The 13,279-nt window shown below is 70.9% G+C and carries 10 protein-coding genes and 1 pseudogene; all 11 read left to right on the plus strand.

What is annotated here, in order from left to right; translation table 11 throughout:
* Nucleotide 1 precedes the first annotated feature (1 nt).
* Nucleotides 2-361 carry a DUF4233 domain-containing protein gene (locus DNK56_RS07580; protein WP_111331680.1) on the plus strand — a complete coding sequence of 120 codons (360 nt, stop codon included), beginning with the start codon at nt 2-4 and terminating at the stop codon, nt 359-361.
* Between the two features lie 94 nt (nt 362-455).
* On the plus strand, nt 456-869 hold the full coding sequence (gene ndk, locus DNK56_RS07585) for a nucleoside-diphosphate kinase (RefSeq protein WP_111331682.1): 414 nt from the start codon (nt 456-458) through the stop codon (nt 867-869).
* Nucleotides 870-1,162: 293 nt separating this feature from the next.
* A complete protein-coding gene (locus tag DNK56_RS07590) occupies nt 1,163-2,182 on the plus strand; it encodes a rod shape-determining protein (protein ID WP_111331684.1) in 1,020 nt (339 codons plus the stop codon).
* A 108-nt stretch (nt 2,183-2,290) separates the two neighbouring features.
* Entirely contained in the window at nt 2,291-3,319 is a 1,029-nt protein-coding gene (gene mreC / locus DNK56_RS07595) for a rod shape-determining protein MreC (RefSeq protein ID WP_111331686.1), read from the plus strand.
* 11 nt (nt 3,320-3,330) lie between these two features.
* The gene (mreD, locus tag DNK56_RS07600) at nt 3,331-3,996 is read left to right on the plus strand and encodes a rod shape-determining protein MreD (protein WP_111331688.1); all 666 of its coding nucleotides are present in this window, start codon (nt 3,331-3,333) and stop codon (nt 3,994-3,996) included.
* 58 nt (nt 3,997-4,054) lie between these two features.
* Complete coding sequence (mrdA, locus tag DNK56_RS07605) at nt 4,055-6,220, plus strand: penicillin-binding protein 2 (protein WP_111331690.1); 2,166 nt, start codon at nt 4,055-4,057, stop codon at nt 6,218-6,220.
* Nucleotides 6,220-7,410, plus strand: a complete 1,191-nt coding sequence (rodA, locus tag DNK56_RS07610) for a rod shape-determining protein RodA (RefSeq protein ID WP_111331692.1) — start codon at nt 6,220-6,222, stop codon at nt 7,408-7,410. Before mrdA ends, rodA begins: the two co-directional genes overlap by 1 nt.
* Before the next feature lie 34 nt (nt 7,411-7,444).
* Nucleotides 7,445-8,383, plus strand: a pseudogene (locus DNK56_RS07615) (CYTH and CHAD domain-containing protein); the annotation flags it as partial.
* A gap of 526 nt (nt 8,384-8,909) precedes the next feature.
* Entirely contained in the window at nt 8,910-10,835 is a 1,926-nt protein-coding gene (locus tag DNK56_RS07620) for a TIGR03960 family B12-binding radical SAM protein (RefSeq protein ID WP_111331694.1), read from the plus strand.
* 89 nt (nt 10,836-10,924) lie between these two features.
* Nucleotides 10,925-12,172: a hypothetical protein gene (locus DNK56_RS07625; protein WP_111331696.1), complete on the plus strand. Its 1,248-nt coding sequence runs from the start codon at nt 10,925-10,927 to the stop codon at nt 12,170-12,172.
* 121 nt (nt 12,173-12,293) lie between these two features.
* Nucleotides 12,294-13,115, plus strand: a complete 822-nt coding sequence (locus tag DNK56_RS07630; RefSeq protein WP_111331698.1) for a TIGR03936 family radical SAM-associated protein — start codon at nt 12,294-12,296, stop codon at nt 13,113-13,115.
* Nucleotides 13,116-13,279: the final 164 nt, after the last annotated feature.

Below are 13,279 nucleotides of genomic sequence, written 5' to 3' on the forward strand. Positions count from 1 at the left end.
CATGCGCACGCTCTGTGCTTCCACGCTGATCGGCGAGTTCTTCGTGATCGGGTTCGCCGGACTCGTCGCCATGAAGTCCGACGACCTGACCGGCGCCACGGTCTGGACGGTGTGCGGCATCGGGATGCTGTTCTCCCTGCTGCTCTGCGGCATGATCACCCGGCCCGGCGGCGTCCAGCTCGGCTGGGCGCTCCAGGTCGCGCTGCTCGCGAGCGGCCTCGTGATCCCGATGATGTACATCCTGGGCCTCGCCTTCGGCGCGCTGTGGTGGGCCTCGGTGCACTACGGCCGCCGCATCGACGAGGTGAAGGCCCGGTGGGCGGCGGCCCAGGCCGAGGCGGGGACACCCGCCGGCGGCTGATCCCGCCCCCACCACGGCAAACCCGGCCGCGGCGCCCCCGCCCGGCCCCTGTAATGTCGCCTCACCGCACCCGTATGCCTTCAAGGAGCCGCAGATGACCCAGCGCACCCTCGTTCTTCTCAAGCCCGACGCCGTCCGTCGCGGTCTGGTCGGCGAGATCGTCGGCCGCATCGAGCGCAAGGCCGGCTGGAAGATCACGGCGCTGGAGCTGCGTACCCTGGACCGCGCCACGCTGGAGCAGCACTACGCGGAGCACGTGGGCCGCCCGTTCTACGAGCCGCTCATGGAGTTCATGCAGTCCGGCCCGGCCGTCGCGCTGGTGGTCGAGGGCGAGCGGGTCATCGAGGGCGTCCGCACGCTGGCCGGCCCCACCGACCCGATCGCCGCCGCGCCCGGCTCCATCCGCGGCGACTTCGGCACGATCACCCGTGAGAACCTCATCCACGCATCGGACTCCGAGGAGTCCGCAGAGCGGGAAATGAAGCTGTTCTTTCCGGGTCTTTCCTGAATCGCACTCAGCCGAACAGCGCTCATGACCTGGGGCGACCGAATTAATTCGGTCGCCCTTCGGCATAGGGTGTCCGATCGCGGGAACGCATCCCCCCGACGTAACGTCACCATGAGTGGAACGGCCACCCGTTCTGCCCAGCAGGGCGGCGTACCCTCGCGCCGTGTCGGTGCAACCGGCACTACGATGGAACCTTCCACGCCCGCAGCGCCCATCCCGCCCACCAAAACAAGCCACCCGAGCTTTCACTCGGGAAGGCCCGACGCATCCTCATGGGGAACAAGGGGAACTCAATGTCGTTCATCGGCCGTGACATGGCTATCGACCTCGGGACTGCCAACACGCTGGTGTACGTCAGGGGGCGCGGCATCGTCCTGAACGAGCCGTCCGTCGTGGCCATCAACACCAACACCGGCGGAATTCTGGCGGTCGGTGCCGAGGCCAAGAAGATGATCGGCCGTACGCCCGGCAACATCGTCGCCGTACGGCCGCTCAAGGACGGTGTGATCGCCGACTTCGAGATCACCGAGCGGATGCTCCGCTACTTCATCCTGAAGATCCACAAGCGCCGCTACCTGGCCCGCCCCCGGGTCGTGGTGTGTGTGCCCTCCGGCATCACCGGGGTCGAGCGCCGCGCCGTGATCGAGGCGTCCACGCAGGCCGGCGCCCGCCAGGTGCACATCATCGAGGAGCCCATGGCGGCGGCCATCGGCTCCGGCCTGCCGGTCCACGAGGCGACCGGCAACATGGTCGTCGACATCGGCGGCGGCACCACCGAGGTCGCGGTGATCTCGCTCGGCGGAATCGTCACCGCACAGTCCATCCGGGTGGCCGGCGACGAGCTGGACAACGCGATCATCCAGCACATCAAAAAGGAGTACTCGCTCCTCCTCGGCGAGCGCAGCGCCGAACAGATCAAGATCACCATCGGCTCGGCGTACGACCTGGAGAAGGACGAGCACACCGAGATCCGCGGCCGCGACCTCGTCTCGGGCCTGCCCAAGACCGTCGTCATCTCGGCCGGCGAGGTCCGCAAGGCCATCGAGGAGCCGGTCAACGCGATCGTGGACGCGGTCAAGACGACGCTCGACAAGTGCCCGCCGGAGCTGTCCGGCGACGTCATGGACCGCGGCATCGTCCTCACCGGCGGCGGCGCGCTGCTGCGCGGGCTCGACGAGCGGCTGCGCAACGAGACCGGCATGCCGATCCACATCGCCGAGGACCCGCTGGACTCGGTGGCGCTCGGCTCCGGCAAGTGCGTCGAGGAGTTCGAGGCGCTCCAGCAGGTGCTGGACGCCCAGCCCCGACGGTAGCGACCCCACGGCCCTCCGCGCGGACGCTGCCGCTCCGTGCGGAGGGACGCGGAGGAACGTTGATATACAGGCACGAACATTCCTACGAGGAAGGCACGGCCGCCGCACGTGAGGGACACACGAGAGAGCCGGCTGCTCCTGGTGCTGCTGATCGTCATCGCGTTCGCACTGATCACGGTGGACATCCGGGGCGGTGAGGGCTCACCGGTGGACGGCGCCCGGCAGGCCGCCGCCACGGTGTTCGGCCCTGTGGAGAACGGCGTGGCGTCGGCGGTGGATCCGGTGGGCAACGCCATAGGGGCGGTCCGCGCCTCCGGCTCCCGGCACGACAAGATCGCCGCCCTGGAGAAGGAGAACGCCGAGCTGAAGGCGAGCCTCGGCAGCGACGACCGCAACCGCAGCCGGGTCCGCCAGCTCGACGCGCTGCTCAAGAAGTCGGCCACCGGCCAGTACGGCATCAAGGCGGCCGAGGTCATCGCCATAGGAGCGGCCCAGGGCTTCTCCTGGACGGTCACCATCGACGCCGGCTCCAAGGACGGCGTCAAGCGCGACATGACCGTCCTCAACGGGGACGGGCTCGTCGGCCGCGTCACCACGGTCGGCCCGGACACCGCCACGGTGCTCCTCGCCAACGACCCCGACTTCACCGTGGGCACCCGGATGGAGGCCACCGACGAACTCGGCTTCGCCACCGGCCAGGGCACCCGCCCGCTCGCGGTGCAGTTCCTGAACGGCAAGGCCAGGGTCAAGAAGGGCGACCGGCTCGTCACCTTCGGCTCCAGCAAGGACAAGCCGTTCGTGCCCGGCGTCCCGGTCGGCGAGGTCGTCCGGGTGGACCCCTCCGGCGGTGACCTCACCCGCACCGTCTACGTCCGCCCGTACGTCTCCTTCACCAAGCTCGACATCGTCGGCATCGTCGTCCAGGCCCCGCGCACGGACCCGCGCGACATGGTCCTGCCGAAGAAGCCGAAGGCGCCCGCCAAGCCGAAGCCCACCCCGACCGTCACCGTCACCATCTCGCCCAACGGCGACATCGTCGACACCGAGGGCAACGTGGTCGGCAACATCCACGAGAGCCCCGACCCCAGCGCGAACGCCACCCCGGGCGCCGGCGACGCGGCCGACGAACAGAGGTAGAGCTGATTCCCATGCACGTCAACCGGACCCTGCTCTCCATCGTTCTGGTCGTCTTCGCCCTGGTCGTCCAGGTGTCCGTGCTGGCCCGGCTCCAGCTGCCCGGCGCCGTGCCCGACCTGCTGCTGATGGTCGTCCTCGGCCTCGCCTTCGTGTACGGACACGTCGCCGGCGCCCTCATCGGCTTCGGCGCCGGACTGCTCGCCGACCTGGCGCCCCCGGCCGACCACGCCGCCGGCCGCTACGCCCTCGTGCTGTGCGTCATCGGCTACCTCGCGGGCCTGGCCCGGCCGGAGAACGGGCAGCTCAAGTCCGCGTTCCTGCCGATGGCGGTGGTCGTCGCGGCGGCGATCGGCACGACCCTGCTGTACGCGGGCGTCGGCGCGCTCGTCGGCGACACCGCCGCCCGCCACGTCGGCCTGGGCAGCCTGCTGTTCACCGCCGCCGTCTACGACCTGCTGCTCGCGCCGTTCACCGTGCCGCTGATCATGGCGCTCGCCAGACGTACCGTGAACGACCCCGTCGCCGAGTCCTCCTCGGGCCACGGCGACGTGGCGGCCGGCTGGCTGGCGTCGGGCACCGGGCTGCGGATCGGCAGCCAGCGCGGCGGACTGCGCGTCAAGGCGGCCCGCAACCGGGCCGCACGCGCCGGACGGATCAAGGGAGTCAAGCGACTGTGAGGCTGCGACACTCCGGGCCGCACGGGCCCGGCCCCCGGACCACCACCGGGGGCGCCCCGTGAGCAACATCCCCGAGACCGGCCGGACCCAGCGCGTCCGCATCCGGCTCGTCGTCATCCAGGTCCTCGTCTTCTCGCTGCTCCTCACCCTGGGCGGCCGGCTCTGGTACCTCCAGATCCGCAACGGCCAGGAGTACTCCGACGAGGCGAAGAACAACCACGTCCAGCAGGTCGTCCAGCCCGCCGCCCGCGGCTCCATCCTCGACGCGCGCGGCGTGCCCCTCGCCGACAACGAGACCCGGCTCGTGGTCTCCGCCAGCCGCACCGAGCTGATGAAGATGGACGACGACGGCAAGGCCGTGCTCACCCGGCTCGCCGACGTGCTCGACATGAAGCCGAAGGACGTCTTCGACAAGGTCCGGCTCTGCGACGCCAAGACCCCGCAGCCCTGCTGGAACGGCTCGCCCTACCAGCCGATCCCGGTCACCGACGAGGCCACCACCCAGCAGGCCCTGACCATCCGGGAGCGCGCCGAGGACTTCCCCGGCATCACCGCCGAACCCACCGCCGTCCGCCGCTACCCGGCGCCCGGCAAGGCCAACACCGCCCAGGTCCTCGGCTACCTCTCGCCCGTCACGGACGAGGAGATCACCAAGGCCCAGGACAGCGAGTCGCCCTACCTGCGCTCCGACATGGTCGGCCGCTCCGGCCTGGAGCGCACGTACGACAAGGAGCTGCGCGGCAAGGCGGGCGTCAAGCGCTACGAGGTCGACAACCTGGGCCGGGTCATCGGCCAGGCCAAGAACGACGAGGCGGAGGCCGGCTCCAGCGTCGTCACCTCCATCGACGCCCGCGTCCAGGCCGTCGCCGAGTACGAACTCAACGACGCGATGAAGAAGGCGCGCCTGGAGTTCGACCACAACACCGGCGAGAACTACAAGGCGGACTCCGGCGCGGTCGTCGTCATGGAGGCCAAGACGGGCCGGGTCGTCGCGATGGCGTCCCTGCCCAACTACGACCCCAACGCCTGGGTCGGCGGCATCTCCGCCAAGGACTACGCCAAGCTCACCGGCAAGAAGTCGAACTTCCCGCTGCTGAACCGGGCCATCCAGGGCCAGGCCGCCCCCGGCTCCATCTTCAAGGTCATCTCCTCCACCGCCGCCGTCAACGCCGGCTACCCCTTCGACGGCCACTACCCCTGCCCCAGCTCGTACTCCATCGGCGGGCAGACCTTCACCAACTACGAGTCCCAGAGCTACGGCGACATCACCATCGGCCGCGCCCTGGAGGTCTCCTGCGACACCGTGTACTACGGCCTCGCGCACAAGGAGTGGCTCAAGGACGGCGGGAACCACCCCAAGAAGCACCCCAAGGACTGGTTCTACAAGACCGCCCACCAGTTCGGCCTCGGCAAGACCACCGGCATCGACCTCCCCAACGAGGTCAGCGGCCGCGTCCCGGACCGCGAGTGGAAGAAGAACTTCGCCAAGGCCAACCACGACGCCTGGTGCAAGCAGGGCAAGAAGGACGGCACCTACGTCGAGCAGATCGCCTACGAGAACTGCCTCGAAGGCGACCGGATGCGCGCCGGTGACTCCGTCAACTACTCGATCGGCCAGGGCGACACCCTCGTCACCCCGATCCAGATGGCCACCATCTACGCGGCCATCTCCAACGGCGGCACGCTGTACGACCCCACCGTCGGCAAGGCGATCATCAGCCCCGACGGCAAGGACGTGCGGATGATCGAGCCCACGTCGCACGGCAAGCTGCCGTTCGACAAGAAGACCCGCGACCAGATAGACGAAGCCCTCGCGGGTGTCGCGACCCGCGGTTCGGCCGCCTGGCGATTCGGCGGCTGGCCGCAGGACAAGATCCCGATGCACGCCAAGACGGGTACCGCCGAGGTCTACGGCAAGCAGACGACCTCCTGGTTCGCCACGTACACCAAGGACTACGCGATCGTCATGACGATCTCCCAGGGCGGTACGGGTTCCGGCGCGTCCGGGCCCGCCGTCCGCAACATCTACAACGCGCTCTACGGCCTCGACGCCACCGGCAAGCAGGACCTCAAGAAGGCCCTCCTGCCCACGCCCCAGAAGGGCCTGCCCGGCATCCGGACGGACGGCACCATCGACGCCCCGACCATCAAGCCCTACCACCCCGCGTCCGAGAAACCGGCCGCCGAACAGACGCTCGCCGCGCTCGTGGGGAGGCGCGACTGATGGCCGGCTTCTCCGTCCCGCGCTACGGCCCCGAGAGGTCCGCGTGGGGCCGCCTCACGGCACGGGACTCCATGGTGCGCCGGCTCGACTGGCCGCTCCTCGGCTCCGCCGTCGCGCTCTCCTTCATCGGCTCGCTGCTCGTCTGGTCGGCGACCCGGGGACGCGACTCGCTGACCCACGGCGACCCGTACTACTTCCTGTTCCGGCACGCCCTCAACACCGGCATCGGCATGGCGCTGATGATCGGCACCATCTGGCTCGGCCACCGCACCCTGCGCGGCGCGGTGCCGGTCCTCTACGGCCTGTCCGTGGTGCTGGTGCTGATCGTCCTCACCCCGCTGGGCGCCACGGTCAACGGCGCCCACGCCTGGATTCTGCTGCCCGGCGGGTTCTCCCTCCAGCCCTCCGAGTTCACCAAGATCACCATCATCCTGGGCATGGCGATGCTGCTGGCCGCCCGGGTGGACGCCGGCGACCAGCTCTACCCCGACCACCGCACCGTGGCCAAGGCACTCGGGCTCGCCGCGCTCCCGATGGCGATCGTCATGGGGATGCCGGACCTCGGCTCCGTGATGGTCATGGTCGTCATCGTGCTCGGCGTGCTCCTGGCCTCCGGCGCGCCCAACCGCTGGATCTTCGGACTCCTGGGCGCGGGCGTGGCCGGGGCGGTCGCCGTCTGGCAGCTCGGGCTCCTCGACGACTACCAGATCGCCCGGTTCGCCGCCTTCGCCAACCCGGCGCTCGACCCGGCAGGCGTCGGCTACAACACCAACCAGGCGCGCATCGCCATCGGCTCCGGCGGCCTGTACGGCACCGGCCTCTTCCAGGGCACCCAGACCACCGGGCAGTTCGTCCCCGAGCAGCAGACCGACTTCGTCTTCACGGTCGCCGGCGAGGAACTCGGCTTCCTCGGCGCCGGGCTCATCCTCGTCCTGCTCGGCATCGTCCTGTGGCGCGCCTGCCGCATCGCCCGCGAGACCACCGAGCTGTACGGCACGGTCGTCGCCGCCGGGATCATCGCCTGGTTCGCCTTCCAGTCCTTCGAGAACATCGGCATGACGCTCGGCATCATGCCGGTCGCCGGACTCCCGCTGCCGTTCGTCTCCTACGGCGGCTCCTCCATGTTCGCCGTCTGGGTGGCCATCGGGCTGCTCCAGTCGATCCGGGTGCAACGGCCGATAACGGCCTGACCCCGGCCGCCCGGTCCGGCGTTGGATTCGGTACATGGCCGACTCCAAGCGCGAGATCGAGCGGAAGTACGAAGCCACCGACGCCACCCGGCTCCCCGCCCTGGACCGGGTGGCCGGGGTCGGGTCCGTCACGCACGAGGGCGTCACCGAACTGGACGCCGTCCACTACGACACCGGCGACCTGCGCCTCGCCGCCACCGGGGTCACCCTGCGCCGCCGCACCGGCGGGGCGGACGCCGGCTGGCACCTCAAACTCCCCGTCGCCGCACACGTCCGGGACGAGATCCGCGCCCCGCTCTCCGACACCCCGCCGGCCCGACTCACCGCCCTGACCCGCTTCCGCACCCTGGACGCCCCCGTCGTCCCCGTGGTCCGGCTGCGCTCCGCCCGCGACGTCCACGTCCTCACCGCCCCGGACGGCACCGCGCCGGCCGAGCTGAGCGTCGACGAGGTCCGCGCCGAACGGCTGCACGGCGGCGACCGCACCGCCGCCTGGACCGAGATCGAGGTCGAACTCGCCGACGACGGCGACCCCGCCTTCCTCGACACCGTCGAGCGCCACCTCGAAGCGGCCGGCATCCGGCCCTCCGCCTCCTCCTCCGAACTCGCCCGCGCGCTCATCGACACGGCACCGGACCCGGCGCCCGCCGGAGCCCCGCCCGACGACCCCGCCACCCCGCACACCGCGGGCGACCACGTCCTCACCTACGTACGCCGGCAGGCCGCGGCCCTCACCGCGCTCGACCCGGCCGTACGCCGGGGGCTGCCCGACTCCGTGCACCGGATGCGCGTCGCCACCCGCCGGCTGCGCAGCGCCCTGCGCACCCACCGCCGCGTCCTGGACCGGGACGCCACCGCGGCGCTGGGCGCCGAGCTGAAGTGGCTCGCGGGGGAGCTGGGCGTCGACCGCGACCAGGAGGTGCTGGACGCCCGGCTGCGGCTCTGGTCGGCGGCGGGCCACAGCGGTTCGCGCGTGTCCCGGACCTGTTGCGACCCCACGCCGTGGAGGCGTACGTGACGCGTGAGGAACCAAACTGCTGCGCAGCTGGGCGGAGAGCGGGGGTTTTGCCTCGAAGGTGAGAAAACCGCCTACATGGTCGGGTAAGCTGCCCGGCGTGCAGTGCGAGAACCAAGCTCCGTACGCGTGCTGATCGAGAGCCAAGACAGCACATGCACCACCAAGCATTGCCGTACCAAACCGGGCAGGTTTCGTCCCGGCTGGTGTTGATCGTGGAAGACCTGTCAGGTCGCTGACCCGCAGGCGGCGTGAGCCAGGAATCCCCCTGCTTCGGCTGGGGGAGGATTCAACTGGGGACTGGTGTACGGGGCCGCGAGGAGCGGCCTCCGCCGCGACTGAGCCGCCCGGGGTGTGACGCCGGGTGGCCCGGGCCGTATCCGGCGGTCCTCCGGGAGCTGAGCGGCGTACTCCGAGGGGCGCGGGCATTCCGGGCAGCGAGGTACGCTGGATGGTCCCCCCTGCCGGCTCTCGAAAGTTCGCGATGTCTGTCGATTCGGTCTTCCCACAGCTCGAAGCTCTGCTCCCGCATGTGCAGAAGCCCATCCAGTACGTCGGCGGTGAGCTGAACTCCACCGTCAAGCCGTGGGACGAGTGCGACGTCCGCTGGGCGCTGATGTACCCGGACGCGTACGAGGTCGGGCTGCCCAACCAGGGCGTCATGATCCTCTACGAGGTACTCAACGAGCGCCAGGGCGTCCTCGCCGAGCGCACCTACAGCGTCTGGCCGGACCTCGAAGCGCTGATGCGCGAGCACAAGGTGCCGCAGTTCACCGTGGACAGCCACCGCCCGGTCAAGGCGTTCGACGTCTTCGGGCTCAGCTTCTCCACCGAGCTGGGCTACACCAACATGCTCACCGCCCTGGACCTGGCCGGTATCCCGCTGGCCGCCAGGGACCGGGACATCGACGACCCGATCGTGCTCGCGGGCGGCCACGCCGCGTTCAACCCGGAGCCGATCGCCGAGTTCATCGACTGCGCGGTCATCGGCGACGGCGAGCAGGCGGTCCTGGAGATCACCGAGATCGTCCGCGCCTGGAAGGCCGAGGGCCGTCCCGGCGGCCGCGAGGAGGTGCTGTTCCGCCTCGCGAGGACCGGCGGCGTGTACGTCCCCGGCTTCTACGACGTGGAGTACCTCCCGGACGGCCGCATCGGCCGCGTCGTACCGAACAGGTCGGGCGTGCCGTGGCGGGTGTCCAAGCACACCGTCATGGACCTCGACGAGTGGCCGTATCCGAAGCAGCCGCTGGTCCCGCTCGCCGAGACCGTCCACGAGCGGATGTCCGTGGAGATCTTCCGCGGCTGCACCCGCGGCTGCCGTTTCTGCCAGGCCGGCATGATCACGCGCCCCGTGCGGGAGCGAAGCATCACCGGCATCGGCGAGATGGTGGAAGCGGGTCTCAAGGCCACCGGCTTCGAAGAGGTGGGCCTGCTCTCGCTGTCCTCCGCCGACCACACCGAGATCGGTGAGATCGCCAAGGGCCTCGCGGACCGCTACACCGAGGACAAGATCGGCCTCTCGCTGCCGTCCACCCGCGTCGACGCGTTCAACGTGGACCTGGCCAACGAGCTGACCCGCAACGGCCGCCGCTCCGGCCTCACCTTCGCCCCCGAGGGCGGCTCCGAGCGCATGCGCAAGGTCATCAACAAGATGGTCTCGGAGGAGGACCTGATCCGCACGGTCGCCACCGCCTACGGCAACGGCTGGCGCCAGGTGAAGCTGTACTTCATGTGCGGGCTGCCCACCGAGACCGACGAGGACGTCCTCCAGATCGGCGACATGGCGGTCAACGTGATCGCCAAGGGCCGCGAGGTCTCCGGCCAGAACGACATCCGCTGCACCGTCTCCATCGGCGGCTTCGTGCCCAAGCCGCACACCCCCTTCCAGTGGGCGCCGCAGCTGAGCGCCGAGGAGACCGACGCCCGTCTCGGCAAGCTCCGGGACAAGATCCGCGGCGACAAGAAGTACGGCCGCTCCATCGGCTTCCGCTACCACGACGGCAAGCCCGGCATCGTCGAGGGCCTCCTCTCGCGCGGTGACCGCCGGATCGGCTCCGTCATCCGCGCGGTGTACGAGGCCGGCGGCCGGTTCGACGGCTGGCGCGAGTACTTCAGCTACGACCTGTGGATGAAGAGCGCCGAGGCGACGCTGCCGGAGTTCGGCGTGGACGTCGACTGGTACACCACCCGCGAGCGCACCTACGAGGAGGTCCTGCCCTGGGACCACCTGGACTCGGGTCTCGACAAGGACTGGCTCTGGGAGGACTGGCAGGACGCGCTCGACGAGACGGAGGTCGAGGACTGCCGCTGGACGCCGTGCTTCGACTGCGGGGTCTGCCCGCAGATGGACACCAGCATCCAGATCGGCCCCACCGGCAAGAAGCTCCTGCCGCTGACGGTCGTGAAGTGAGCGGCGGGTCCACCGCCCGCGGGTGACGACTCGGTGACGACGGCCCGGTCCGGGGAAACCCCGGACCGGGCCGCTGCGTCATCAGGTGCATGGAACACGGAAAGCACCGCGCGCCCGTGCCGCAGCCGACGCACGGCGCCCACCAGGCACCCGCACACTACGAGGGCGGAGACGGCTGTCTCACCACGCTGGTCCGGGTCCCGGTCCGCATCGTGGTCGTCCTCGTCGTCCTGCCGCTGCGGATGCTGTGGGACGCCCTCGTCGTTACGGCCCGCGCCGCCGAACGCGTGCTCCTGCGCCCCCTCGGCCGCGCCCTGGCGTGGCTGTTCGACGCGCTGGTGGTGATTCCGGCCCGGTGGCTGTGGCGCTGGGTCGCGATCCCGCTGGGGTGCGCCCTGGCCTGGCTGGCCCGTGCGCTGTTCGTCTGGCCGTGGGTCGCCCTCTGGCGCCACGTCCTGGTGCCCGGTGTGCGGTACGGGATCGTGCTGCCGCTGCGGTGGGCGTACGCGCATCTGCTCACCCCGCTCGGACACGGGCTGCGGTGGGTGTACCGGGCGGTGCTGGTGCCCGCCGCCCACGCGCTGGGCGCGGCGCTGCGATGGCTCGGCACCGGCCTGAAATGGCTGCTGACCGCGGTCCTCGTGCTGCCGGTGGTGCTGCTGTGGCGCTACGTCCTGGTGCCGGTGGGGCTCGCCGTGGCCTGGCTGGTCCGGTACCTGATCGTGGTCCCGCTCGTCTGGCTGTACCGCGAGGTGCTCACCCCGGTGGGCCGCGCCGTCGCGTGGACGGTGGAGGTGCTGATCCGGGGGATCGAGGCGGTGGTCCGGGGGCTGTGGTTCGCCGTGCGATGGCTCGTCGTCACCCTGCTGGTGGTTCCCGTCGTGTGGGTGTGCCGGCACGTGCTGGCCCCGGTGGGCCGGGAGATCGCGGCCGCGCTCGGCATCGCCTGGCGGGTCGCCGGCTTCGTCTCGCGCGCGGTCGGCCGGGCGCTCGTGTGGCTGGCCCGGACCCTGATCGCCACGCCGGTGCGCTGGGCGTACCGCACGGTGTGCGTCCCGGTCGGCCACTTCGTACGCGACACCCTCCTGGCACCCGCCGGACGCGCTCTGCGCGCGGTGGGCCGCACGGCCCGCGACACCCTGCGCGCGGCGCGCGAAACGGTCCGGCAGGCCCGCCGCGACGCCTGGCGCGCACTGGTCGGCGGCCCCGCCCGCCCCGAGCCGGGGAAACCCGGGGGCCCCCTTGCGCGTACTCTGGACAGTGCAACGACTGTGCCCAGCACGGCACCCGGACCAGAGGTCTCCCCGCTCCCGGAGAAATCCGTACGGCAGGGGTGAGCCGGTCGGAGCCGCCGGGCCACCCGCATTTCGTGGGCGGCGCGCCACCGCGCCCGCCCCGCACCGAGGAGAAGAACCACTGGGCAAGCGACAGCCCGAAGGCCCGCCGCCCGCACCGGCGGTGCAGCGCATCCGACTGCGCTACACCAAGCGCGGCCGCCTCCGGTTCACCAGTCACCGCGACTTCCAGCGTGCCTTCGAGCGGGCGCTGCGCCGCTCGCAGGTGCCCATGGCCTACTCGGCCGGCTTCACCCCGCACCCCAAGGTGTCGTACGCCAACGCCGCCCCCACCGGGACGGGCAGTGAGGCCGAGTTCCTGGAGATCGCCCTCACCGAGCGGCGTGACCCGGACGTTTTGCGCCGGCAGCTCGACGACTCGATGCCGGACGGCCTGGACATCACGGACGCCGTCGAGGCCCGCACCTCGGGCCTCGCCGACCGGCTGACCGCCTCCGTCTGGGAGATCCGCCTGGACGGGGTGGAGCGGGAGGCGGCCGAGAAGGCCGTCGCCGCCTTCGACGCGGCCGAGACCGTCGAGGTCGAGCGCCGTACGAAGAACGGCATGCGGGCCTTCGACGCCCGCGCCGCCGTGGTGGAACTCCGCAGCGTCGATCTTCCGGCTGATAGGTCCGGTGACAGGGCCTGTGCGATACTGCGGCTGGTCGTTCGGCACGTGACACCTGCCGTGCGTCCTGACGACGTCCTGTCCGGTCTCCGCGTTGTGGCCGACCTGGCGGATGGGGCCTCCCCTGTTCAAGCGAAGCCGAGAACTTGGGGAACGGTCCCCGCAGCGGTGACCAGGCTGGCGCAGGGGCTCTTCGACGAGGAGTCCGGCACGGTGACCGACCCGCTCGCGCCCGACCGCGAGGCAGCCCCGGCCGCAGCAACCACGGCCGCCGGGACCGCCGTCGCGACGGCGCCGGAAGGTGCAGGTTCCGCGTAAGGCGGTCGTTGTAGCGCAGCCCTCGCGCTCGGGAGCCACCTGGGCCGGGCCACGCGCTGACCCATAAGACTTTCGCCAGGCCGTACGCACACCGCGTACGGAACCGGCGAGCCAGACATTCAGCTTCCGTGCGGCGCCCGCGCCCCGGACGGCGGAGCCGCGAC

The sequence above is a fragment of the Streptomyces sp. AC1-42W genome (assembly GCF_003248355.1).
Lineage (GTDB): Bacteria > Actinomycetota > Actinomycetes > Streptomycetales > Streptomycetaceae > Streptomyces.